The organism is Ruegeria sp. CG11 (assembly GCF_056537245.1).
This window is the reverse complement of the sequence record NZ_JBQFRE010000010.1, coordinates 97,399-120,132: the sequence shown is the minus strand read 5'-3', so window position 1 is coordinate 120,132 and position 22,734 is coordinate 97,399. Positions and strand designations below refer to the sequence as shown.

The window sequence follows — 22,734 nt, the reverse complement described above, 5'->3', positions numbered from 1 at the left end:
AAAGGACCACGGCATGATCTTATGCTGCGGTGAAGCCCTGATCGATATGATCCCCACCCCGACCGTTTCGGGTGAGGACGGCTTTGTACCCCATTCAGGCGGCGCCATTTTCAACACGGCAGTTGCGCTGGGGCGGCTGGGGGCTCCGGCCGGGCTGCTGACAGGGCTGTCTTCGGATATGTTCGGGGAACAATTGGCCGAAGCCCTGCGGGCCAGCCACGTGGACAACAGCCATGTGATCCGCTCGGACCGCCCCACGACGCTGGCCTTTGTGCAGTTGAAGGACGGGCACGCGTCCTACAGCTTCATGGATGAAAACTCCGCCGGGCGGATGTTGATGCCCGAGGATATGCCCAGCCAATTGTCCGCCGTATCAGCCCTGTATTTCGGCGGGATCAGCTTGGCCTGTGAACCCTGTGCCGACGCCTATGCGGCGCTGCTGGACCGGCATGGGGCAGACCGTGCCGTGATGATCGACCCGAATATCCGGCCGGATTTCATCAAGGACCAGACCCGCTATCGCACCCGGCTAAACCGGATGATCGCGCAGGCGGATATCGTGAAGGTCTCGGATGAGGATCTGGACTGGATCGTGCCCGGCCCCGAAACCATCGCCGAGAAAGTGCCCCTGCTGCTACAGGTCGGTCCAGCCGTTGTCATCGTCACCCGCGGCAGCGACGGCGCATCAGGCTATCTGGCGGACGGGTCCGAGACCTCGGTTCCTGTTCAACCGGTCGAGGTGGTCGATACAGTCGGTGCTGGCGATACATTCAACGCCGGCGTTCTGGCCCAACTCCAACACGCGGGTCACCTGAGCAAACCCGCCCTACGCGCCCTGACCCCTGACCAATTGCGCGCAGCCCTTTCCAAAGGGGCCGAGGTTGCTGCCGTCACCGTATCCCGCGCCGGGGCCAACCCGCCCTGGGCGCACGAGCTTTGACCCATAAGAGACAGACATGAAACGATCCGACATCAACGCCATCAAGACCGAGGCCGAGGCCTTTATCCGCTCGTTCGGTGCTGTGCTGCCACCCTTTGCGAACTGGTCCCCCGATCAGATGCGCGGCGACAAGGCCGCCGGTATTCGCGAACGCGGGCTGGGTTGGGACATCACCGACTATGGGCAAGGGCGTTTCGACGAACTGGGCCTGTTCCTGTTCACCCTGCGCAACGGCGATGTAAGCGATCTAAACAGCGGTCGCGGGATGCTCTATGCCGAAAAGCTTCTGGTCTCGCGCGACAAACAGCTGTCGCCGATGCACCGCCATATCATCAAGGCCGAGGATATCATCAACCGGGGCGGCGGCGATCTGGTGATGGAAATCTATGCCTCGGACGCCGAAGGTGGCATAGACCGTGACAACCCCGTTGTCGTGCCCAGCGATGGCTGCCCGGTCACCATCAAACCCGGCGAGTTGCTGCGCCTGAAACCGGGCGAAAGCGTCACCCTGATGCCCGGCATCTGGCACGCGTTTTGGGCCGAAAAGGGCGATTGTCTGATCGGAGAGGTCTCGACAGTCAATGACGACCGCACCGATAACGTGTTCGAAGATCCGATCCCGCGTTTCGCCACCATCGAAGAAGACGCAGCACCAGATTTCCTTCTGGTTGCGGACTACTATGCCTGAAAAATGATAAGTCCCTTTTCCTAAACCGGAAAAGCGCATTAACATGGTCCTTGAAGCCGGGGGTTGGGGTGTTAGCCTCAACCCACGCGCACCCATTGCAAGAGGACCGGTCCCATGGTCACGAAAGCCGAGCTTGAAGCCCAGGTCGCTGATCTGCGCCGCCAACTGGCCGAGCAATCCGCAGCCAGCAATCAGGCCTCCGAGCCAGAGCCAAATGACTCGGTTGCCGACAGGATTGCCGAAAACTTCGACAACTGGTCCGGACAGCTGGAAGAAGCCCTGACCGAGTTGGAAGACCTGCCGCACAAACGGCCGATCCTGTTTGCGCTTGGTATTTTCACGCTTGGCTATTTGCTAGGCCGGTCCCGGTAGGAGCCCGATCATGAGCCGCATTTCCCGCAATATTTCAATCGTACTGCGCGCCGAACGGCTGATCGCACAACGCCATGTCGCGGTGGCGGCGCGTCGCACCGGTTTCTACGCCGCAGCCGGGCTGGCCGTTGGTCTGGCGGTCATCATGCTGAACGTGGCCGGGTTCTTCTGGCTGTCGGCAAGCCTGTCGAAGCCATTGGCGGCCTTGATCATGGCCGGGGCCAACCTGCTGCTGGCGCTGGTCCTTGCCTTGCTGGCCAACACGCAGAATGCGCAGGCCGATACCACGGCAGCGGTCGAGCTGCGTGACATGGCCCTGCAGGACATCGAGACTGAGGTAACAGACACCCTGTCCGAGGTGCGCGGCACCGTAGCGGGTCTCCGGCGCGACCCGCTGGGCGCGCTGACGCCCGATGTCATCAGCGCAATTCTGGGGACGTTGGTCAGATACGCCCGGCAGCGGAAAAACAAGCCGGACCAATAGCGGTTACGTCATCTGCGCTGCGGCGCGGGCGATAACCATCTCTTCGTTCGTGGGGATCGCCAGGATGCGAACGCGGCTAAAATCGGTCGACAGCACCGTGCCGCCATCGGCATTTCGGTTGTGGTCCATATCAATCCCGATCCAGCGCATCCCGTCACACACCAGTTGACGGATTTGGGCCGAGTTCTCGCCGACCCCCCCGGTAAAGACCAGCGCATCGATCCCTTCCAGCGCAGCGGAGAGCGCGCCCAGTTCGCGGCGGATGCGGAACACATAATAGTCGATGGCCTTGCGCGCGTCGGGCGTGTCGGCGGCCAACAGGGTACGCATATCGGACGAGATCCCCGACAGGCCAAGCATGCCGGACTTGCGATAGAGCATTTCGGCGATTTCGTCCGCGCTCATGCCTTCCTGCTGCATCATGTAAAGCACGACGCCAGGGTCCAACTGACCGCTACGGGTGCCCATCGGCAACCCGTCCAGCGCGGAAAAGCCCATGGTCGACGCCACGGCCCGGCCGCCCGATACCGCACACATCGAGGCCCCATTGCCCAGATGCGCGATGACCACGCGACCGTCGTACAACCCCGGGGCGATCTCTTTCAGTTTCTGCGAGATATAGTCGTAGCTCAGACCGTGAAAGCCGTAACGACGCACGCCTTTTTCATAATAGCCTTGCGGCAGGGCGAAGGTATCGTTGACCCAAGGGTGCGTCCGGTGGAACGCGGTATCGAAACAGGCGACCTGTACGGTGTCGGGAAATGCCGCGCTGGCGGCGCGGATACCGGCTAGGCTGTAGGGTTGGTGCAGCGGCGCAAAAGGGATGAACCCGGACAGCGTATCCATGACCTTTTCATCGATCACAACAGGCTCGGAATACACCGTGCCACCATGAACGACCCGATGGCCGATGGCGCGGATGTTGATGCTCGGCAGATACTCTTGCGCCATGTCCAAAAAGGCCTGGATGGCCTCATCATGGCTCTTGGCATTGGTCAGCGGCTGGTTGACCGAGCGCCCTCCGGCAGATTGCGCCAGCAGCCGCGGCGCGTCGCCCAAGCGTTCGATCTGGCCATGCCAGCGCATGCTGGGGCGGTTGCCCTCGACCAGTTCGTACAGTCCGAATTTCAAGGAAGAAGAACCGGCATTCAGCGCCAGAACGTAGTCAGCCATGGATTTTACCTTTATTCGCCTGCGCATGCAGTGCCGCCACCGCGCAAGAGGCCAGCCGCGACGCGTCATCATCCGCCCGCGATGTCAGAATGATCGGTACGGTGGCACCGACGACGATCCCCGCTGCCTCGGCGTGCGAGATATAGGTCAGCTGTTTCGCCACCATGTTGCCCGCCTCGATATTCGGAGCCACCAGAATATCCGCCGCCCCGGCCACCTCAGAGGTGATGCCCTTGGTGCGCGCCGCGTTCAGGTCCACCGCGTTGTCCATCGCCAAGGGGCCATCGACCAGACCGCCTGTGATCTGGCCGCGCTCGGCCATTTTCGACAGCAACGCCGCATCCACGGACGAGGGCATATGCGGGTTGATCGTTTCAACTGCCGACAACACGCCAACCTTGGGCGTTTCGATGCCGATGGAATGCGCCAGATGGATGGCGTTCTGCACGATATCGGCTTTGGTTTCCAAATCGGGGGCGATGTTGACCGCCGCGTCCGTCACCATGATCGGACGCGACATGCCCGGAACGTCCATCACGAAAACATGTGACAGGCGCCGCCCCGTTCGCAGCCCTTTGTCGCGGCGCAAAACCGCGTGCAGCAGCACATCCGTATGCAGATGTCCCTTCATCAGGGTCTCTGCTTTGCCTTCAACAATAAGGTCAACTGCGCGATGGGCGGCGATCTCGTGGCTGTTGGCTTCAATGATTTCGATCCCCGACAGATCAGCACCCAGCTCCGCCGCCGCTGCGGAAATCTTGTCCGGGTCGCCCAACAGGATTGGCGTGATGATGCCCTTGTCCTTGCCCAGCAACGCACCGCCCAACGAGTTCGGCTCTTCCGGCGCCACGACAGCCGTAGGCATCGGGTCCATCGGCTCGGCCTTTGCGATCAACGCGTCGAAGTGACGGTGGCGCTGAACGATCAGGCCGGGCACCTCGACCGAGTCGAAGGCCATATGTTTGGCCGGTGGCGTAACCTGCACCTCGCCGCTGAGGACCAGCGCGTTATCACCAACCCGGCGCACTTCGGCGGCACAGAGCAAGTCGCCATCCGCGCGCTTTTCAGTCACGGTGACAAAGGCGGTGACCTCGTCGCCCGCAATCACGGGAAGGTGGAAGGACAAGTTCGCCCAACGGGTCTGCGTTCCCGCGCCGGGCAGGATATTGCCCAGGACAGCCGCGATCAGACCGGCTGGCCACAGGGCCGGTGCAACCGCCTCGGGGCGGCCGTCCCCATCACCGTCGTAGGCGGCCAAATGCAACGGGTTGTGGTCGCCCGAGGCCGAGGCAAAAGCATAAAGGTCATCAATTGTGCACAAGCGCGTCACCTGTGCTTCGTCCCCAACCTCCACCTGTGCGTAAGTGCGGTTTTCTTCTATCTTCATTGCGGCTTGGCCTTGTTCACTGCAGCAGCCTTGCGCGCCCGGGATTTGGGGGCAGGTTTGGCCGGGGCATCGGATTTCTTTTCAATCTCAGCAAGATCGAGTGTCTCGTACAGCGCCTGCGCCATCTCTACAAGTTCGGGCGACGGGTTCGGGATATCGCCCAGAATACGCTTGATCAGATTGACGGCCTGCTTTCTGTCGGCGGCACGCGGCAGCAGATCGGGCAACGAGTCCATCGCGCCTTGTTCATCAAAAGTCACGATCACGGTCTGTTCGCGCAACATCCGCTGGCGTTGGTCGACGGTCAGAGTCTTGAAGGGCGCCTCATTCCTGAAAACATGCGCCCAGCGGTGCAGGATCTCGGCCCTGAAGCTCTGATTGCTGACACCCAGCAGAAGCAGCAGACGGATCACCGCTTCAGCCAACCCACCCTGCTTCATATGCGCCAGCGCAGCTTCGACCTGAGGCAAGGAACGCAGGGATTCGGGATCGGACAAAGTACGATGCGCCGCGTATTTCTTACCGAACCACGCAGCCAAAGGCCCGCCCCAGAGGGTAAAGAACGTGGCCTCATACCACGCATCGCGCAGGTCCCGGTTCAGATCCATGACCTGCTCGATCCAGTCGGCGGTCAGTTTCTCAAGCTCAAGGAACGGATTGTCCGGCGCGGCGGGGTCGCGCTGTTCGCGTACGGTGTCGGCCAGATGCTCTACACCTTTCATAACCGGGTTCGCAGACGACATTGCAGCCCGCTGCACGCGCAACGGATGAAGGTCACGCAGGACTTTCGCCCCCATCGGTGTGGACAGGGACCGCACAACCGGACGCCCGAAGGTTTCATAGACGTTGGCCTGCACCTCGGACATATGCGCCACGGCGGCAAAGCTGGCCTCGTCCTCCTGACCATCATCCAGCGCGGCCACATCTTTCAGGGTACGGTCATGGAACCGGACTTCGAACTGCTTGTCCTGACCTTCGCCTTCGATGTTTTCGATCACCATCTCGTAGAGGCCCGGCGCCATCGCCTCGACCGTCTCCAGAGTCGAGGCCAACTCGGTATGTTCCTTCCGCGCCACCTTGGACGAGACGAAGATGCCCAGATGGCCAACCTCGTCATGCAACATGTAGATGATCCGCTGCCCGCGCAGGCGGATTTCCTCTTCGTCCGCATAGGTGGCCGCAATCCAGTTCAGCGCCTGCTGCGGTGGGGTGATGTTGTCGCCCTGGCTGGCAAAGACAAAGATCGGGCCTTTGATGGCCTTGATGTCCACCGGCACGCCGGGTTCCAGCTGCGCGGTGTTCTTGACCAGCCGGTTGCCGACAAACAGCTGCTCGACAATCCAGTGGATTTCGGCTTCGTTCAGAATGAAGTAGCCACCCCACCAGCGTTCGAAATCGATGAAACGTTTCCAGCCCGCTTCGGGATCGCGGTAGAGGTCGAAATACTTGCCGAAATAGTTCCGGCTGGGGTTCAGTTGTTCGAAGTTCATCACCAGATTGGCGCCGTCGAACTTGTCCGCACCCAGGTCGGACCAGAGCATCGGCTGCCACGTGCCCCCCAGAACGCCCGCGTTATAGCGCATCGGGTTTTCACCCACCTCACCCGACCATGGTGCGACCGGCGCGCCGTTCAGGATCAACGGCCCGGTCAGGTCCGGATTGCAGGCGGCCATCAGCAAGGTCGCCCACCCGCCCTGACAGTTTCCCGTCACCACGGGTTGAGGGCTGTTCGGGTGGCGCGCCCGCACGGTGCGTACAAAACCCGCCTCGGCATGCATGACATCGGCAAGGGTCTGGCCGGGCACCGGGTCACGTCCGAAACTGACGAAATAGACAGGATGCCCCTTGGACAGGGCAACGCCCACCTGACTGTCGGGTTTGAAGCCCCCAATCCCGCCGCCGTGCCCCGCCCGCGGATCGATGATGATATAAGGACGTTTTTTGTCATCCACCGTGACGCCCTTTGGCGGCAGGATGCGCAGCAGTTGGTAATTGCAGGCGCGTTTCAGGGTCTTCCCATCAACGATGACCTCGTAATCATAGACCAAAACCGGAGGGCAACCCGCCGCCTCGTGCTCCAGAAACACGTCGCCGCGTTCGCGCAGCGCGTCCATGGTCAGTACCACCCGTTGCGAGGCGTCCTTCAGGTAGCTCGCCCAGTCTTTCGCCATGGAGTGCGAACGCATAAGGCGTTGGGTCGCATCGGCGAACCCCTGCATCAGGTCACGGGTGCGTTCTGAATGGGTTTCGGCAATCTTTTCCGACTGCAACCGGGCCGATTGGGCCAACAGGTGCCACTGTACGCCCGACTGGTCCAGCGCGCGGGTCACAATGTCAAAGGTCCGGTCCTGAACCGCGGCTGCATCCTGCGCCATCTCGGAACCAAGTTTAAGCGAAGTCTTCTGAACATTTGAAAACATGATCCTGTCCTTTACCCACCCTGATTCCCGGCATCGGCAGCTTGCGCCTCAGTCGGATGATTGGTCCCGTCCAGCCTGAACATTTGGGCCGATCCTTTCGCGAATTCTGCAGTGCAGCGTTCCGAGTTTCGATATGGGACTTAATTTCAACGCTGCAACGCCGCATAGCAAGAAAATGTAACAATAGGGTTTTGGCCCGCCGCACGGGGCATTTTGGTGCGTTTTGCGCCTAAAAATCGCGCAAAACCGTTGATCCGTTCTGCCCCCGCAGCCGGGTTGGCGGTTCTGATCAATCAGAGGGACGCAAAGCGATGAAAAATAAAGCTCTCGTTTATGATCTGGATCAAAATTCATCTACTTTAGAACCGCTAATGAGGTATCGTAAAAGAAGAATCAAACGCGAACAGTCCAGCCGCATGAGCCAGATGACGAGCCGTCGGGCGTTTCTAAGCGCCAGCATGTTCCGGGAGGACAGTAATACCGTCCGCCCGCCGGGTTCGGCTGTGCCGGGCTTTATGGATCAGTGCTCCAAATGCGGAGACTGCGCCGAGGCCTGCCCCGAGAACGTGATTGCGATTGGCCAGGATGGTTTCCCGGTGTTCCAGCCCGGCGACGATCCCTGTACGTTTTGTGGCGATTGCGCCAAGGCCTGCCCGACGGATGCACTGCAAATCGAACGTCTGGCCGACTGGCCCTGGCGCGCGGCCATTCAGGACGCCTCGTGCCTGTCCATGAACGGCGTCAGCTGCCGCGTCTGTCAGGACAATTGCGAGCAGAACGCCATCCGGTTCAAACTGCAACTGGGTGGGCGGGCAGAACCCGCACTGGATACTGATACCTGCAACGGATGCGGTGCCTGTGTGGCCCTCTGCCCTGTCGATGCTGTCGCGTTTGAACGTCGGCCCATAACTCAAACGGAAACGGTTCAATGAATATCTGCGGTTGCCTTGCACATGTTGCACAAGAACAGACCGACGCCGCCGCGCAAACGATGCGGGACACGCCGGGCGTCGAAGTTCACGCCCAGGCCGAAGATGGCCGTTTCGTCATCGTTGTCGAAGACACACCCGACCGCCTTGCGTCCGAGATCATCATGGATCTGCATCAGATCCCCGGAGTGATTTCTCTGACGCTGACTTATCACCATTTCGAGGATCTCGCGGAAAGCGCTCCGCATCCCGAGGCCCCAAGCCAAACCACCAGCCGGAGGCTCACGCTATGACTACTTCAGAATCTCGCCGGACTTTCCTCAAGGCCTCAGCGGCCGCTGCCACTGCTTCAGCCGCAGGCATCCCTCTGGCCACCGGTCAGGCCAATGCGCAAACCGGTGCCCCCGATATCCGCTGGGACAAAGCGGCCTGCCGCTTCTGCGGCACCGGCTGCTCGGTTCTGGTCGGCACCAAAGACGGCCGCGTTGTCGCCACCCAGGGCGACCCGGACGCGCCGGTCAACCGCGGCCTGAACTGTATCAAAGGCTACTTCCTGTCCAAGATCATGTACGGCAAGGACCGCCTGACCACGCCACTGCTGCGTAAATCGAATGGCGTCTATGACAAAAACGGTGAATTCGAGCCGGTCAGCTGGGACGAAGCCTTCGACGTCATGGCCGAAAAATGGAAAGAGGCGCTGGCCAAGAAAGGCCCGACCAGCGTTGGCATGTTCGGCTCTGGCCAGTGGACCGTCTGGGAAGGCTATGCCGCCGCCAAGATGATGAAGGCCGGCTTCCGGTCGAACAACATCGACCCCAACGCGCGCCACTGCATGGCCTCGGCCGTTGTGGGCTTTATGCGCACCTTCGGCATTGACGAGCCGATGGGCTGCTATGACGACCTCGAGCACGCGGACACCTTCGTGCTGTGGGGTTCGAACATGGCCGAGATGCACCCGATCCTGTGGTCGCGCCTGACCGACACCCGCCTGACCAAGCCGGGCTGTGAGGTGCACGTACTGTCCACCTTCGAGCACCGCTCGTTTGAACTGGCCGACAATGGCATGGTCTTTGCACCGCAAACCGATCTGGCGATCCTGAACTACATCGCCAATTACATCATCCAGAACGGCGCGGTGAACGAAGAATTCGTCAAGAATCACGTCAACATCACTAAGACGGCAACCGATATCGGCTATGGCCTGCGCGACACTCATGAGTTGCAGCAAGAGGCCGAGAACCCGAATTCGGGTAAGATGGAGCCGATCAGCTTTGAAGAATATGCCGAAGCGGTCGCACCATACACGCTGGAATACACCGCAGAACTTTCGGGCGTGCCCGCTGACCGGCTGGAAAAACTGGCCAAGCAATATGCCGACCCGAACCGCAAGGTCATGAGCCTGTGGACCATGGGCTTCAACCAGCACACCCGCGGGTCGTGGGTGAACTCGCTGATGTACAACGTGCACCTGCTAGTCGGTAAGATATCGGAACCGGGCAACTCGCCCTTCTCGCTGACTGGTCAGCCTTCGGCCTGTGGTACCGCGCGTGAGGTTGGCACCTTTGCCCACCGCCTGCCCGCCGACATGGTCGTGATGAACGACAAGCACCGTGAAATCTGCGAAACCGCCTGGAACGTGCCCGCTGGCACCATCCCGGCCAAGCCCGGCTTCCACGCCGTGCTGCAGCACCGCAAACTGAAAGACGGCGATCTGAACGCCTATTGGGTACAGTGCACCAACAACATGCAGGCCGCGCCCAACATTAACGAGGAAGGCTATCCCGGCTATCGCAACCCGGAAAACTTCATCGCAGTATCCGACCCCTATCCGACAGTCACAGCCGTTTCCGCCGACCTGATCCTGCCCACCGCAATGTGGGTCGAAAAGGAAGGTGCCTACGGCAACGCCGAACGTCGCACCCAGTTCTGGCGGCAGCAGGTGCAAGCACCGGGCGAGGCCAAGTCGGACCTTTGGCAGGTCATGGAGTTCTCGAAACGCTTCACCGTCGAAGAGGTCTGGGGCGAAGAACTGCTTGCCACCATGCCGGAACATCGCGGCAAGACCATGTATGAGGTACTGTTTGCCAACGGCAAGATCGACCAGTTCCCGCTGTCCGAGACCGCCGAAGGCTTTGACAACGACGAATCCGAGCATTTCGGCTATTACGTCCAGAAAGGTCTGTTCGAGGAATACGCCGAATTCGGGCGCGGCCATGCGCACGATCTGGCGCCGTTCGAAACCTATCACGAGGCCCGCGGCCTCCGCTGGCCGGTCGTGGACGGGAAAGAGACGCTCTATCGCTTCCGCGAAGGCTATGACCCCTATGTGTCCGAAGGCGCAGGCGTAGAGTTCTATGGCCACAAGGATGGTAAGGCCAAGATCATCTTTGCCCCCTATGAACCCGCCGCCGAGGAGCCGGATGAAGAATATGATCTGTGGCTGTGCACCGGTCGTGTGCTGGAACACTGGCACTCGGGCTCGATGACTCGCCGGGTACCGGAACTGCACCGCGCCTACCCGAACGCAGTCGTCTACATGCACCCGCAGGACGCCAAGGATCGGGGTCTGCGGCGCGGTCAGGAAATCGTTCTGTCGACACGTCGCGGCGAGGTCACCAGCCGGGTCGAAACCCGCGGACGCAACAAAGCGCCGCGCGGACTGGTCTTCATGCCCTGGTTCGACGAGCATCAGCTGACCAACAAGCTGACGCTGGACGCAACCTGCCCGCTGTCGAAAGAGACCGACTTCAAGAAATGCGCGTGTAAGGTAGAGCGCGCGTAACCGGGAAGGATCGCAAAGGTAGTCCCCATGTCCCTGACCGGTACTCCTCTCTCGCCGCAACGGCGCCGATTCCTGCAGGACTCGGCGCGCGCGGCAGGCGGCTGCGTGGTCGCCGGGTCGTTGCTGGCCTGGTTGGCCCGCGATGCCCGCGCGCTGCCGGCCGAGGCATTGCGCCCGCCCGGCGCGTTGCCGGAAGAAGCGTTCCTGTCGGCCTGCATCCGCTGTGGGCTATGCGTGCGGGACTGCCCTTACGATACCTTGAAACTGGCTGAACTTGGGGTCGATGCTGTTGCAACCGGCACGCCCTATTTCACGGCACGCGATGTGCCGTGCGAGATGTGCGATGACATTCCTTGTGTCGCCGCCTGCCCCACCGGTGCGTTGGACCCAGGGCTGGACAATATCGATGACGCCAAAATGGGCGTTGCGGTTCTGGTCGATCAGGAAAATTGCCTGAACTTCCTCGGTCTGCGCTGCGATGTCTGCTACCGCGTCTGCCCCATCATCGACGAGGCGATCACGCTGGAAACCGCGCATAACGACCGCTCCGGTCACCATGCGATGTTCATTCCGACCGTACATGCCGACCGCTGCACCGGCTGCGGCATGTGCGAGAAAAGCTGCGTTCTGCCCGAAGCCGCCATCAAGGTGCTGCCCACCCGACTGGCGCGCGGCAGCAGCGCAGATCACTACCGCAAGGGATGGGAAGAAAAAGAAAGCCATGGCGGTCCCCTTGTGGACGGCCTGATCGACCTGCCCGACCGCCTGCCGGGACCAGGCACGGACAATCTGGCCACGCCGGGCGGCTTCGCTCCGTCTTATGACCTACCGGGGGTCGGACAATGAGCGCCCGTACCCATCTGCCGGTCGGACAAGAGGCTGTTGCATCCAAAGGCTGGATCGGCGCGCACCGTTTCTTGCTGCTGCGCCGCACAAGTCAGCTGTTCTTTCTGGCGTTGTTCCTGCTGGGCCCCTGGTTCGGCATCTGGATCGTGCAGGGTACGCTGGCAGGGTCGCTGACGCTTGGCGTGCTACCCCTGACCGATCCTCTGGTTCTGTTGCAAAGCCTTGTGGCCGGGCATTGGCCCGAACTGACCGCGCTGATCGGTGGGGTGATCGTTCTGATCGCCTATGCGCTGATCGGCGGCCGTGCCTATTGTTCCTGGGTTTGTCCGATCAACCCGGTGACCGATGCGGCAAACTGGCTGCATCGCAAGCTGGACCTGCCGAAAGGCTGGCAGCCAAAACGCAGCACCCGCCTGTGGGTGTTGGCGACTGTGCTGATCGTCTCGGGCCTGACCGGGGTGATCGCGTGGGAGTTGGTCAACCCGATCACCATGCTGCACCGCGGGCTGATCTTCGGGGCCGGATTTGTCTGGGCGCTGATCGTTGCGATCTTCGTTTTTGACCTGGTCGTCGCGCGCCACGGCTGGTGCGGCCATATCTGCCCGGTCGGCGCCTTCTATGGCCTGATCGGCAGCAAAAGCCTGCTGCGTGTCAGCGCCGCCAACCGGACGGCCTGCGATGATTGCATGGATTGCTATGCGGTCTGCCCCGAAAACCAGATCATTTCGCCCGCATTGAAGGGCAAGCCCGGCACGACCCCTCTGATCCTGTCGCCGGATTGCACCAATTGCGGCCGCTGCATCGATGTCTGCGCCGTCGATGTCTTCAATTTTACTCACCGGTTCGACGACCACGTCGTCGCACCTTCCGATCCAGTTCCCGCGCCTGAGCCGCGCGAAGCCAGACCTATCTAAGGGAGTGCCAAGATGAAAAAATCAATCCTGACAGGCGGAATTGCCCTGATCCCCGTTTTGCTCCTGAGCGGGTTCGCCCTTGCCCAGTCAGCCGAGGTGGAAACCCTACGTGGGGCAGATGTAGATGAGCCCATCCCCCTGCATCAGATCCACAAGGATGTCGAAGGGCGGATGCAGCGCAACTATCGCCAGCAACCGCCGCTGATCCCACACTCGGTCGAGCAGTACCAGATCGACGTGCGCACCAATCAGTGCCTGTCCTGCCATGACTGGACCAAAGCCGGTGACCGCAACGCGCCGACCCTGTCGATGACCCACTATCTGGATCGCGACGGCAACGAGTTGGACCGCATCGCAGGCACCCGGTATTTCTGCAATCAGTGCCACGTGCCTCAGGCGGATGCTCCTGCGTTGGTCGACAACGTGTTTGAACCCTCGTCCGGCAACTAATCCAACGCAAGTCTGAAAGGAGCACCGATATGGCAGACTCCCCCGAAAATCGCGGTTGGATTGGCCGCATCTGGAACGCAATCTGGACACCGGCTGTCATGTTCAGCTCGGGCTTTTTGGTCCTGGCTGGTTTTCTGGCCGGTATCCTGTTCTGGGGCGGGTTCCACTGGACATTGGAACTGACCAATACCGAGGAATTCTGTACCTCGTGCCACACGATGGAAACCAATCTGGGCGAATATCGCGAGACGATCCACTACAACAACCACTCGGGCGTGCGCGCGATCTGTTCCGATTGCCACGTGCCGCATGAGTGGAACCACAAGATCAAGGCCAAGATCATGGCCGTCAAGGACGTCTATCACGAGATGGTCGGCACCATCAGCACGCCAGAGAAATACGAAGAGCACCGGCTGAGCATGGCATCGGCCGTCTGGAAGAAGATGAAGGCGTCGGACAGCCGCGAATGCCGCAACTGTCACAACTTTGACTATATGGACTTCACAATCCAGGAAACCCGCGCCGCATCCGAACACCAGCGCGCGATCGACAACAACATGACCTGCATCGACTGTCACCAGGGCATCGCGCACACCCTGCCACCGAACTACCTTGAGACATATCAGGAAATCACCGAAGAGCTGGCTGGCGAACCCTCGGGCAAGCTGCAGCATCAGGTGGCGGATGGCAGTGCCGAGATTCGGTCATTCCTGACCGATCGCGCGGAATAAGAGGGGCAAGAAATGCTGGAACTTCTGGGAACAATCGGGGCCAACGTCATCAGCCTGCCGGGTATTCTGGGTCTTGCGCTGGGGATGATGACACGGCGCGTGTGGCTTGGTGCTCTGATGGGTGGCGTGGTAGGCGTGATAGAGACATTGCTCTTTGCCCATTGGAGCTTTGCCAATATCGAAACAATCGAGATATTGATTGCGGTAGTCGTCGGGCTGTGCGCGGGGTCGCTGGGCTCGGCCATCCGTATCAAGGGCACGACAGCCTAATTTTACCAACTAGATCAATGTTCACCCGGTGCCAGGCATCGGGTGAACGTGCTTTTGGGGGACGACGTTACGCCCCTACATTGACCACCATTTTGCCGAAATTGCCGCCGCTCAGCAGTTGGTTCAGGGCCTCGGGTGCGTTTTCCAGCCCATCGACCATGTGTTCCTTGTACTGGATCGATCCATCGGCAATCCATTCGGTCATGTCACGGCGGAACTCCTCGTACACCTCACGCGTGAAGCTGTCGAAAATAATGAAACCCTGCATTTTCACCTTCATGCGCAGCAAGGTACCCATGATTGCAGGGCCCATGTCCGGCCCTTCGGGCAGCCCCGGCAGGTTGTACCACGCGACAACACCGCAGACCGGCATCCGCGCAAAGGGGTTCAGCAGCGGAAGCACGGCATACAGCACCTTGCCACCAACATTTTCAAAATAGACATCGATCCCGTCCGGGCAGGCCTGTTTCAACTGCTCGGCAAAGTCCGGTGCATTATGGTCGATACAGGCGTCAAACCCGAGATTGCCGACAACATGCGCGCATTTTTCCGCGCCACCAGCAACGCCCACAACCCGACACCCTTTGATCTTTGCGATCTGCCCAACGGTCGCGCCCACCGGCCCTGCAGCGGCTGCAACCACCACTGTCTCGCCGGGCTTCGGCTCACCAATTTTCAGCAGTCCGGCATAGGCGGTATAGCCGGGCATCCCGAGGATTCCCAAAGCCCAGGACGGGTTTTGCGGGGATTTGCCAAGATTCATCACCTCGGTTCCATCAGAGATCGCAAAGTCCTGCCAACCGCTGTCGGACAGGACATAATCTCCGGCCTCAAACCCTTCGAGGTTCGACGCCACGACCTGTCCCACGACCTGAGCGGTCATGACGCCGCCAATGGCCACGGGTTCGGCATAAGATTTCGCATCGTTCATGCGCCCGCGCATATAGGGGTCCAGAGACAGATAAACCGTACGCACCAGCATCTCATTCAGTCCGGGGGTCGGAACTTCGGTCGTGGTCAGGCGCAGGGTATTTTCATCCGGTTGGCCGCTGGGGCGTTCGTTCAGAACGATCTGTCGGTTGACGTCCGGGGATTGGGCCATGTCGTGACTCCTTTAATTGCAGGTCTCGTCCTGCGCCTTGGGGTTGCTTTGCTACTGTGCAGAAAGCTTTCTGGTTCGCAATGTTTTTAGCCCTGCCCGCGCCTCAATTGCCGCTGCGGAACGCGGTTGGCGTTTGCCCGAACTCGGCCTTGAATGCTCGGGTCATCGCGCTGGCATTTTCATAACCGCAACGCCCGGCGATTTCCGCAATGGACTGTTCCGTCTCTTCCGCCAGCTTGCGGGCAAGGTTCAGGCGCAGACGTCGGTACAGCGCTTGCGGCGTGGTTTTCAACTCGGCCTGAATCCGCCCTTCTAGCCGCTTTTGCGAGCATCCGATTTTGCGGGCAATCTCTTTGATCGGCAACGGTGTTTCCAAATTCGCCTGCATCAAGGTCAGCGCCCGGTTGACCAGAGTGTCTTCGGACTTGAGCGGAAGCGTGTAATGATCCGCGCCGCCCCGGCTCATCAGCAGATGCGCGACCTCCATCGACAGCAGCGGCCCGTGATCGCGGCGAATAAGCGCGGAGGCCAGATCAAACGCCGCCATCGCCCCGGAACAGGTCAGCCTGTTGCCGTCGATCACATACCGCTCCTGAACCGCATTGACCATGGGAAAGGTCTCTTCAAACCGGGCCAGTTCATCCCAGTGTATCGTCGCGCGGTGATCGTTCAGCAACCCGGCCCGGGCCAACAGCCAGCTTCCGGTATCCAAGCCGGCCAACTGCGAGTGTTTTCCCGCGGCCGCCAGAATCGCACGAATGGTTTCGCGCGTATCCAGCCTGAGATACCCATAAGACGGCATGACCACCAGTACGTCCCCTCGCTGTTCGCTAAGCTCACCATCAGGCGTCACAGCAAGCCCACTTGAGCTTTGAACGGTCCCTCCGTCGATCGAACAGAATCGCCACGAATACAGACGCTGCCGCGCCAGAGTGTTAGCCGCACGCAACGGCTCGACCATGTTGGCAAGGCAATGGTTCGAGAATCCGTCGAAAATCAGAATGTTATATTGGCGGGTCAAATTTTTTCCAATCCTGCACAAATTCGTGCCAACTCTGCATGTCGCGAAAATGCGCAATGCCGTTTCCTGCGTCAATCACCTATCTAAGGATACGCGCCATGCAGTTTGGTCTGTCAGAAGAACAGGAAATGATCGTTTCGACTGTTCGCAGCTTCGTCGAAAACGAAATCTACCCGCACGAGGCCGAGGTTGAACGCACCGGTCAGGTCCCACATGAACTGGGCGAGCAGATCAAGCAGAAGTGCATCGACCTAGGCTTTTACGCCTGTAACTTCCCCGAAGAGGTCGGCGGCGCCGGTCTGTCGCATTTCGACTTCACACTGGTCGAGCGTGAATTGGGCCGTGGTTCGATGGCGCTGACGCACTTCTTTGGACGTCCGCAGAACATCCTGATGGCCTGCAATGACGAGCAGCGTGAGCGATACTTGCTGCCCGCCGTGCGTGGTGAGAAAATGGACGCCCTGGCAATGACCGAACCGGACGCAGGGTCCGACGTGCGTGGCATGAAATGTCAGGCGGTGCGCGATGGTGGTGACTGGGTCGTCAACGGATCGAAACACTTCATCTCGGGCGCGGAACACGCGGATTTCTTCATCGTCTTCATCGCCACCGGTGTGGATGAGACCCCAAAAGGCCCCAAAAAGCGCATCACCACCTTCCTGGTGGATCGCGGCACCCCGGGTTTTGAAGTCAAGGAAGGCTACAACTCGGTCAGCCACAAGGGTTACAAGAACTATATCCTGTACTTCGACAACTGCCGCCTGCCCGACGCACAGGTTCTGGGTGAGGTCGATGGCGGTTTTGCCGTGATGAACGAATGGCTCTATGCGACCCGCCTTACGGTTGCGGCCTTCTCGGTCGGTCGCGCGCGCCGTTGCTTTGACTATGCTCTGAACTATGCCGCCGAGCGCAAACAGTTCGGTCAGCCTATCGGCAAGTTCCAGGGCATCGGCTTCCAGATCGCCGACATGATCACCGAGATCGACGCCGCTGACTGGCTGACCCTATCCGCTGCGTGGCGCCTGGACGAGAACCTGCCCTCGAACCGCGAAATCGCCTCGGCCAAGCTGTATGCATCCGAGATGCTGGCGCGGGTCACCGACACAACGTTGCAAATCTATGGTGGCATGGGTCTGATGGATGACTTCCCGATCGAGCGTTTCTGGCGCGATGCCCGCGTCGAGCGCATCTGGGACGGCACCAGCGAGATTCAGCGTCACATCATCAGCCGCGATCTTCTGCGTCCCCTCGGCGCATAAGACCACGTCCCGGCGGTGAGTGGGTTCTGGCAGGTTACGCTCTCATCCTGTCCTGACCCGCTTGCCGCCGGGGGCATTTCCAACGACTCGATCAGGACTGTCGATGAACAAAGATCTTACCCGGCTGCTGCGCCCGAAAACCATTGCCGTCATTGGGGGCGGCGCCTGGTGCCAACAGGTTATTCTGCAATCGGAACGCATGGGCTATGCGGGTCAAATCTGGCCAGTGCATCCCAAGGCCACGGAAATCGCGGGCCATTCGGTCTATGGGCACCTCGAAGACCTTCCCGAAGCCCCCGACGCCGTGTTCATCGGCATTAACCGCCACGCCACGATCGAGGCGGTTCATATCCTGTCCAGCATGGGTGCCGGCGGCGCCGTCTGCTTTGCCTCGGGCTTTTCCGAGGCTTTGGCCGAGGATGACACGGGCGGAGACCTGCAGGACCAGTTGATCGCAGCCGCCGGGGACATGCCCATTCTGGGGCCGAACTGCTATGGGTTTATCAATGCGCTGGACGGCGCGTTGCTGTGGCCCGATCAGCATGGGGCGACCCCGGTCGAAAAGGGCGTTGCGATCCTGACGCAAAGTTCAAACATCTCGATCAACCTGACTATGCAGAAACGCGGCCTGCCGATTGCCTATATGGTGACCTGCGGGAACATGGCGCAGACCAGCCAGGCCGAGATTGCCTCGGCCCTGATCGATGATCCGCGTGTGACTGCTGTAGGCCTGCATATCGAAGGCTTCAAGGACATCCGCGAGTGGGAAGCGCTGGCGGCCAAAGCGCATGGCAAAGGCGTCCCGCTGATTGCGCTTAAAGTTGGCGCATCGGAACAGGCGCAGGCCGCAACCGTATCGCACACCGCGTCGCTGGCGGGCAGCGATGCGGGCGCCCAGGCCTTGTTGGAACGACTGGGTATCCCGCGCCTCGCCGCCCTGCCCGATTTCCTTGAAACGCTGAAACTGCTGCACTGCTATGGTCCGCTGCCGGGCGGCGACATCGCCTCGATCAGCTGTTCGGGGGGTGAGGCCAGCCTGATCGCGGATATGGCTGTGGGCACGGGTCTGACCTTCCCGCGTCTGACTGACGACAAGAAAGCCCACCTGCGCGATGCGCTCGGGCCTATGGTCGCGCTGAATAACCCGTTGGATTATCACACCTATATCTGGCGCGACGAAGAAGCGATGGCCAAAGCGTGGTCCGGCATGACCGGCGACGACATCGACCTGACCTTCTCGATCATCGACTACCCAACCACTGATGCGACCGACTGGACCTGCGCCTCGCGCGCGGCGATGAAAGTCCGCGCCGACACCGCCGCGCGGTTTGCCATTGCCGCGACACTGCCGGAACTTCTTCCCGAAGACGTGGCACAAGAACTGATGGCCGGTGGCGTTGTGCCCTTCATGGGTCTGCGCGAAGCTCTGGCCGCCACCCGCGCGGCGGCTCAGGTCACGGCACCGTCCACGCATCCGGTCTGGCTGCCGGGCACCGCCGAGGCCAACCGGACCCTGACCGAGGGCGAATCCAAGCAGGCGCTGGCCGATTGCGGTCTGCGCATCCCGCAAAACCGTACGGCGCGCGGCCCAGAGGAGGCCCAAGCCGCAGCACAGGAAATGGACGCGCCCTTCGCCGTCAAAGGCGTTGGTCTTGCGCATAAGTCCGAACATTCCGCCGTTCGACTGGGCGTTCAGGCCGAAGACGTGGCAGATGTTGCCGTCGATATCGGCACCAACGAGATTCTGGTCGAAGAGATGATCACAGGAACCGTTGCCGAACTTCTCGTCGGCGTGGTCCGCGATCCGGCACACGGTTTCGTGCTGACCTTGGGCGCAGGCGGTGTGCTGACCGAGGTTCTGCGCGATACAGCATCGTTGCTGGTGCCCAGCACGCCCGACGATATCCGCGCCGCCCTTGGCAAGCTGAAGATTGCACCGCTGCTGGCAGGCTATCGCGGCCAACCGGCGGCTGATATGGATGCGATCATTAACTCGATTGAGGCCGTTCAGGCCTATGTCATGCAAAATGCCGACACGCTTGGCGAGGTCGAGATTAACCCGCTCCTCTGCACGCCCGACAAGGCCGTTGCCGTGGATGCCCTCATCAGAAAGGCCTGAGATATGGACCCGATCAAAACCCGCCGCGAAGGGGCGATCCTTGAGGTGACCCTGGACCGGCCCAAGGCCAACGCCATTGACCTGGCCACCAGCCGCAGAATGGGCGAGGTCTTTGCCGAATTCCGCGATGACCCGGAGCTGCGCGTGGCCATCCTGACCGGCGCGGGCGAGAAATTCTTCTGCCCCGGCTGGGACCTGAAAGCCGCCGCAGACGGCGATGCCGTTGACGGTGACTATGGCGTCGGTGGTTTCGGCGGCCTGCAGGAACTGCGCGATCTGAACAAGCCGGTGATTGCGGCGGTAAACGGCATCGCCTGCGGTGGCGGGCTGGAATTGGCGATCTCGGCCGACATGATCATCGCTGCGGAACATGCCACCTTCGCCCTGCCTGAAATCCGCTCGGGCACCGTGGCCGATGCGGCCAGTGTTAAACTGCCCAAGCGCATTCCCTATCACATCGCTATGGAGCTGCTGTTGACCGGCCGCTGGTTCGATGCCGAGGAAGCCAACCGCTGGGGTCTGGTGAACGAAATCGTCGCCGCCGATCAGCTGATGGACCGCGCATGGGAGCTGGCCCGCCTGCTGGCCTCGGGTCCCCCTCTGGTCTACGCCGCGATCAAAGAGGTCGTGCGCGACGCCGAAGACAGCAAGTTCCAGGACGCGATGAACCGCATTACCAACCGCCAGTTGCGCACCGTTGACGTGCTTTACGCCAGCGACGACCAGCTGGAAGGCGCGCGCGCCTTTGCGGAAAAGCGCGACCCGGTCTGGAAGGGCAAATAAGAGGTCAACGCTTCGGCGGTGTCAGCCATTGCGCTGACATGCCGAAGTTCGACTCTTTCAGCTCTTGTTTTGCGATAGCCTGTAGATGCACCTCATCCGGGCCATCCGCATAGCGCAGCGCCCGCGCCCAGGTGTAACTGTCGGCCAAAGGCGTGTCTGGCGTCATGCCCATCGCGCCAAAGACCTGCATCGCGCGATCCGTCACCTTGGCGTGCACATTGGGCGCCACCACTTTGATCAACGAAATCTCGCGCCGGGCCGCCTTTGCGCCGACCTGATCAATCTTCCACGCCGCCTGCAGGGTCAGCAACCGCGCCTGATCGATCTCAAGCCGCGACTTCGCGATCCATTCCCGGATCACGCCCTGCTCTGACAGTTGCTTGCCAAAGGTCTTCCGCTCCTGCGCGCGTTCGACCATCAGCGACAGCGCCATCTCGGCCGCACCGACCGAGCGCATGCAATGATGGATGCGCCCCGGCCCCAGCCGCGCCTGCGCCAAAGTAAAACCGCTGCCCTCTTCCCCCAGCAGATTACCGGCGGGTACGCGCACATCCTTGAAGACCAGTTCCGCATGACCTTCGGGATCGTGCATGTTCAGGATCGTGGGATTGCGCACGATCTCAAGACCGGGCGTGTCCTTGGGCACGATCACCATGCTCTGCTGTTTGTGCCGGTCCGCGTTCGGGTCGGTCTTACCCATGACGATGAACATCTTGGTGTTCGGATGGCAGGCATTGGTGATGAACCATTTGCGGCCATTGAGAACATACTCATCGCCCTCACGCCGGATCGAGGTGGTGATATTGGTCGCGTCCGAGCTGGCCACGTCCGGTTCGGTCATCGCAAAGGCTGACCGGATTTCACCATTCAGCAGCGGCAGCAGCCACTCCTCGCGCTGCTGAGGCGTGGCGAACATGTGCAGCAGTTCCATATTGCCGGTGTCCGGGGCATTGCAGTTGAACACTTCGGACGACCACGTCACCTGCCCCATCAGTTCGGCCAGCGGGGCGTATTCCAGATTGGTCAGCCGCGTGCCGGGTTCGTCATCTCGTAGGGAGGGCAGGAACAGGTTCCACAACCCTTCGGACCGGGCCAGCGCCTTGAGATCCTCCATGAAAGACACCGGAAAATGGCCCGCCTCAATCTCTTCCTTGTGGTCGCGGATGCGTGGATAGATATGCGCCTCCATAAAGCGTTTCAGCTGGTCGCGGTATTCCACGGCGCGCGGCGATGGGGCAAAATCCATTGTTATCCCTTTTCAGACTGTTACGTCAGACCATTCCCCGTACCCTAGCCGCGCGATTGGCATTTGTGAAACCTGCTTGCAGGGCCTGAGCCTCAAGTGCCGTCAGGTCATTCTGGTTCCCGTCAAAACCCACCCGTTCACAGCTCTGTTGCTCAACCTTCTTCATGACGGTAAGCGTCTGTGAACACATGCAATGAACCGAGGGTCAGGTGTCCGAGCAGCAGATCAAGAAATCGGATGACATCGCCGACAAACTGTCGACGCGGATTGTCCAGGGGGTGCTGAAGCCCGGCGAAAAGCTGCGGCAGGACCTTATTGCCCGCGAGTTCGGGGTCAGCCAGGTGACTGTACGCGAAGCCCTGCTGAACCTTGCCTCAAGGGGGCTAACGGTTGCCGTGCCGCGTCGCGGGATGTGCGTAGCGCCGATGGATCAGAACGCCATTCAGGAGTTGCGGGTGATGCGCCGCGCGCTGGAACCGGTCGCGTTGCTGCATTCCGTGCCCAACCTGACAACCAATCAGATCGCGCTGATCGAGCAAGTTCACGAAGAATGCGACAGCGCCACCACGGCCGATGACTGGGAGGACGCAAATCAGCGGTTCCACATGGCCGTCATTGCCGCCTGCAACATGCCGCGCATGATTACCGAGATCAGGAATCTGCAAGTGCTGTATGCGTGGCATTTCAACAACCTGCACACCGCCAAATGGCGACAACGCGCCGATCCGGACCATGCCGCCATTCTGGCCGCCATCAAGGATCGCGACGCAGCCAAAGCCCATTCGGTGATGCAACGCCACCTGACACGATTGGCCTAA

22 protein-coding genes are annotated in these 22,734 nt (G+C 60.7%); 16 read left to right on the top strand and 6 right to left on the bottom strand.

What is annotated here, in order from left to right; translation table 11 throughout:
- Positions 1–13: 13 nt before the first annotated feature.
- The 4 genes from ACR0KW_RS17900 (at position 14) to ACR0KW_RS17885 (ending at position 2,484) form a co-directional block, all read left to right on the top strand.
- Positions 14–940, top strand: a complete 927-nt coding sequence (locus ACR0KW_RS17900) for a carbohydrate kinase family protein (RefSeq protein ID WP_480806225.1) — start codon at positions 14–16, stop codon at positions 938–940.
- A gap of 16 nt (positions 941–956) precedes the next feature.
- On the top strand, positions 957–1,628 hold the full coding sequence (locus ACR0KW_RS17895) for a D-lyxose/D-mannose family sugar isomerase (RefSeq protein ID WP_480806224.1): 672 nt from the start codon (positions 957–959) through the stop codon (positions 1,626–1,628).
- Positions 1,629–1,742: 114 nt separating this feature from the next.
- Positions 1,743–2,000, top strand: a complete 258-nt coding sequence (locus tag ACR0KW_RS17890) for a hypothetical protein (protein WP_170326564.1) — start codon at positions 1,743–1,745, stop codon at positions 1,998–2,000.
- Positions 2,001–2,010: 10 nt separating this feature from the next.
- Complete coding sequence (locus ACR0KW_RS17885) at positions 2,011–2,484, top strand: hypothetical protein (protein ID WP_480806223.1); 474 nt, start codon at positions 2,011–2,013, stop codon at positions 2,482–2,484.
- 3 nt (positions 2,485–2,487) lie between these two features.
- On the opposite strand, the gene ACR0KW_RS17880 is transcribed toward ACR0KW_RS17885, so the two are convergent.
- Genes ACR0KW_RS17880 through ACR0KW_RS17870 form a run of 3 tightly spaced genes read right to left on the bottom strand, consistent with a single transcriptional unit; the run spans position 2,488 to position 7,464 of the window.
- Positions 2,488–3,657, bottom strand: a complete 1,170-nt coding sequence (locus tag ACR0KW_RS17880; protein ID WP_480806222.1) for an acetate/propionate family kinase — start codon at positions 3,655–3,657, stop codon at positions 2,488–2,490.
- Entirely contained in the window at positions 3,650–5,044 is a 1,395-nt protein-coding gene (locus ACR0KW_RS17875; RefSeq protein WP_480806221.1) for a bifunctional enoyl-CoA hydratase/phosphate acetyltransferase, read from the bottom strand. The genes ACR0KW_RS17880 and ACR0KW_RS17875 overlap by 8 nt, the downstream gene beginning before the upstream one ends.
- Positions 5,041–7,464 (bottom strand): DUF3141 domain-containing protein, encoded by a 2,424-nt coding sequence (locus ACR0KW_RS17870; protein WP_480806220.1) that lies wholly within the window; start codon positions 7,462–7,464, stop codon positions 5,041–5,043. Before ACR0KW_RS17870 ends, ACR0KW_RS17875 begins: the two co-directional genes overlap by 4 nt.
- Positions 7,465–7,880: 416 nt before the next feature.
- Between ACR0KW_RS17870 and napF the strand changes: the two genes are divergently transcribed.
- Genes napF through ACR0KW_RS17830 form a run of 8 tightly spaced genes read left to right on the top strand, consistent with a single transcriptional unit; the run spans position 7,881 to position 14,386 of the window.
- A complete protein-coding gene (gene napF, locus ACR0KW_RS17865) occupies positions 7,881–8,396 on the top strand; it encodes a ferredoxin-type protein NapF (protein WP_480806219.1) in 516 nt (171 codons plus the stop codon).
- The gene (locus ACR0KW_RS17860; protein ID WP_170326570.1) at positions 8,393–8,686 is read left to right on the top strand and encodes a chaperone NapD; all 294 of its coding nucleotides are present in this window, start codon (positions 8,393–8,395) and stop codon (positions 8,684–8,686) included. Before napF ends, ACR0KW_RS17860 begins: the two co-directional genes overlap by 4 nt.
- Complete coding sequence (napA, locus tag ACR0KW_RS17855; protein WP_480806218.1) at positions 8,683–11,175, top strand: nitrate reductase catalytic subunit NapA; 2,493 nt, start codon at positions 8,683–8,685, stop codon at positions 11,173–11,175. The genes ACR0KW_RS17860 and napA overlap by 4 nt, the downstream gene beginning before the upstream one ends.
- Before the next feature lie 27 nt (positions 11,176–11,202).
- Positions 11,203–12,021 carry a ferredoxin-type protein NapG gene (napG, locus tag ACR0KW_RS17850; RefSeq protein WP_480806217.1) on the top strand — a complete coding sequence of 273 codons (819 nt, stop codon included), beginning with the start codon at positions 11,203–11,205 and terminating at the stop codon, positions 12,019–12,021.
- Positions 12,018–12,935 carry a quinol dehydrogenase ferredoxin subunit NapH gene (napH, locus tag ACR0KW_RS17845; RefSeq protein WP_480806216.1) on the top strand — a complete coding sequence of 306 codons (918 nt, stop codon included), beginning with the start codon at positions 12,018–12,020 and terminating at the stop codon, positions 12,933–12,935. Before napG ends, napH begins: the two co-directional genes overlap by 4 nt.
- A gap of 12 nt (positions 12,936–12,947) precedes the next feature.
- Positions 12,948–13,385, top strand: coding sequence for a nitrate reductase cytochrome c-type subunit (locus ACR0KW_RS17840; protein WP_480806215.1), 438 nt, complete (start codon positions 12,948–12,950; stop codon positions 13,383–13,385).
- A 29-nt stretch (positions 13,386–13,414) separates the two neighbouring features.
- On the top strand, positions 13,415–14,116 hold the full coding sequence (locus ACR0KW_RS17835; RefSeq protein ID WP_170326575.1) for a NapC/NirT family cytochrome c: 702 nt from the start codon (positions 13,415–13,417) through the stop codon (positions 14,114–14,116).
- 12 nt (positions 14,117–14,128) lie between these two features.
- Positions 14,129–14,386 (top strand): hypothetical protein, encoded by a 258-nt coding sequence (locus tag ACR0KW_RS17830; RefSeq protein ID WP_480806214.1) that lies wholly within the window; start codon positions 14,129–14,131, stop codon positions 14,384–14,386.
- A gap of 67 nt (positions 14,387–14,453) precedes the next feature.
- On the opposite strand, the gene ACR0KW_RS17825 is transcribed toward ACR0KW_RS17830, so the two are convergent.
- Positions 14,454–15,488, bottom strand: a complete 1,035-nt coding sequence (locus tag ACR0KW_RS17825) for an NADP-dependent oxidoreductase (RefSeq protein ID WP_480806213.1) — start codon at positions 15,486–15,488, stop codon at positions 14,454–14,456.
- 103 nt (positions 15,489–15,591) lie between these two features.
- Positions 15,592–16,509 (bottom strand): GlxA family transcriptional regulator, encoded by a 918-nt coding sequence (locus ACR0KW_RS17820; protein ID WP_480806212.1) that lies wholly within the window; start codon positions 16,507–16,509, stop codon positions 15,592–15,594.
- A gap of 98 nt (positions 16,510–16,607) precedes the next feature.
- Here ACR0KW_RS17820 and ACR0KW_RS17815 point away from each other — a divergent pair, with 98 nt between their 5' ends.
- The 3 genes from ACR0KW_RS17815 to ACR0KW_RS17805 all read left to right on the top strand — a co-directional run bounded on the left by ACR0KW_RS17815 (position 16,608) and on the right by ACR0KW_RS17805 (position 20,670).
- Positions 16,608–17,768, top strand: coding sequence for an acyl-CoA dehydrogenase family protein (locus ACR0KW_RS17815; RefSeq protein ID WP_170326578.1), 1,161 nt, complete (start codon positions 16,608–16,610; stop codon positions 17,766–17,768).
- A 103-nt stretch (positions 17,769–17,871) separates the two neighbouring features.
- Positions 17,872–19,887 (top strand): acetate--CoA ligase family protein, encoded by a 2,016-nt coding sequence (locus ACR0KW_RS17810; RefSeq protein WP_480806211.1) that lies wholly within the window; start codon positions 17,872–17,874, stop codon positions 19,885–19,887.
- Positions 19,888–19,890: 3 nt separating this feature from the next.
- Entirely contained in the window at positions 19,891–20,670 is a 780-nt protein-coding gene (locus ACR0KW_RS17805) for a carnitinyl-CoA dehydratase (protein WP_480806210.1), read from the top strand.
- A 4-nt stretch (positions 20,671–20,674) separates the two neighbouring features.
- Here ACR0KW_RS17805 and ACR0KW_RS17800 read toward each other — a convergent pair whose 3' ends face one another.
- On the bottom strand, positions 20,675–21,916 hold the full coding sequence (locus tag ACR0KW_RS17800; RefSeq protein ID WP_480806209.1) for an acyl-CoA dehydrogenase family protein: 1,242 nt from the start codon (positions 21,914–21,916) through the stop codon (positions 20,675–20,677).
- A gap of 209 nt (positions 21,917–22,125) precedes the next feature.
- Between ACR0KW_RS17800 and ACR0KW_RS17795 the strand changes: the two genes are divergently transcribed.
- Positions 22,126–22,734 carry a GntR family transcriptional regulator gene (locus ACR0KW_RS17795; RefSeq protein WP_480806208.1) on the top strand — a complete coding sequence of 203 codons (609 nt, stop codon included), beginning with the start codon at positions 22,126–22,128 and terminating at the stop codon, positions 22,732–22,734.

What these genes read in the sequence shown, in the direction of transcription:
- ACR0KW_RS17860 (WP_170326570.1), top strand. Translation starts at nt 8,393, where the DNA reads ATGAATATCTGCGGTTGCCTTGCACATGTTGCACAAGAACAGACCGAC.
- ACR0KW_RS17885 (WP_480806223.1), top strand. Translation starts at nt 2,011, where the DNA reads ATGAGCCGCATTTCCCGCAATATTTCAATCGTACTGCGCGCCGAACGG.
- ACR0KW_RS17880 (WP_480806222.1), bottom strand. Translation starts at nt 3,657, where the DNA reads ATGGCTGACTACGTTCTGGCGCTGAATGCCGGTTCTTCTTCCTTGAAA.
- ACR0KW_RS17900 (WP_480806225.1), top strand. Translation starts at nt 14, where the DNA reads ATGATCTTATGCTGCGGTGAAGCCCTGATCGATATGATCCCCACCCCG.
- ACR0KW_RS17895 (WP_480806224.1), top strand. Translation starts at nt 957, where the DNA reads ATGAAACGATCCGACATCAACGCCATCAAGACCGAGGCCGAGGCCTTT.
- ACR0KW_RS17805 (WP_480806210.1), top strand. Translation starts at nt 19,891, where the DNA reads ATGGACCCGATCAAAACCCGCCGCGAAGGGGCGATCCTTGAGGTGACC.
- ACR0KW_RS17810 (WP_480806211.1), top strand. Translation starts at nt 17,872, where the DNA reads ATGAACAAAGATCTTACCCGGCTGCTGCGCCCGAAAACCATTGCCGTC.
- ACR0KW_RS17815 (WP_170326578.1), top strand. Translation starts at nt 16,608, where the DNA reads ATGCAGTTTGGTCTGTCAGAAGAACAGGAAATGATCGTTTCGACTGTT.
- ACR0KW_RS17800 (WP_480806209.1), bottom strand. Translation starts at nt 21,916, where the DNA reads ATGGATTTTGCCCCATCGCCGCGCGCCGTGGAATACCGCGACCAGCTG.
- ACR0KW_RS17870 (WP_480806220.1), bottom strand. Translation starts at nt 7,464, where the DNA reads ATGTTTTCAAATGTTCAGAAGACTTCGCTTAAACTTGGTTCCGAGATG.
- napG (WP_480806217.1), top strand. Translation starts at nt 11,203, where the DNA reads ATGTCCCTGACCGGTACTCCTCTCTCGCCGCAACGGCGCCGATTCCTG.
- ACR0KW_RS17875 (WP_480806221.1), bottom strand. Translation starts at nt 5,044, where the DNA reads ATGAAGATAGAAGAAAACCGCACTTACGCACAGGTGGAGGTTGGGGAC.
- ACR0KW_RS17830 (WP_480806214.1), top strand. Translation starts at nt 14,129, where the DNA reads ATGCTGGAACTTCTGGGAACAATCGGGGCCAACGTCATCAGCCTGCCG.
- napH (WP_480806216.1), top strand. Translation starts at nt 12,018, where the DNA reads ATGAGCGCCCGTACCCATCTGCCGGTCGGACAAGAGGCTGTTGCATCC.
- ACR0KW_RS17890 (WP_170326564.1), top strand. Translation starts at nt 1,743, where the DNA reads ATGGTCACGAAAGCCGAGCTTGAAGCCCAGGTCGCTGATCTGCGCCGC.
- napA (WP_480806218.1), top strand. Translation starts at nt 8,683, where the DNA reads ATGACTACTTCAGAATCTCGCCGGACTTTCCTCAAGGCCTCAGCGGCC.
- napF (WP_480806219.1), top strand. Translation starts at nt 7,881, where the DNA reads ATGAGCCAGATGACGAGCCGTCGGGCGTTTCTAAGCGCCAGCATGTTC.
- ACR0KW_RS17825 (WP_480806213.1), bottom strand. Translation starts at nt 15,488, where the DNA reads ATGGCCCAATCCCCGGACGTCAACCGACAGATCGTTCTGAACGAACGC.
- ACR0KW_RS17835 (WP_170326575.1), top strand. Translation starts at nt 13,415, where the DNA reads ATGGCAGACTCCCCCGAAAATCGCGGTTGGATTGGCCGCATCTGGAAC.
- ACR0KW_RS17840 (WP_480806215.1), top strand. Translation starts at nt 12,948, where the DNA reads ATGAAAAAATCAATCCTGACAGGCGGAATTGCCCTGATCCCCGTTTTG.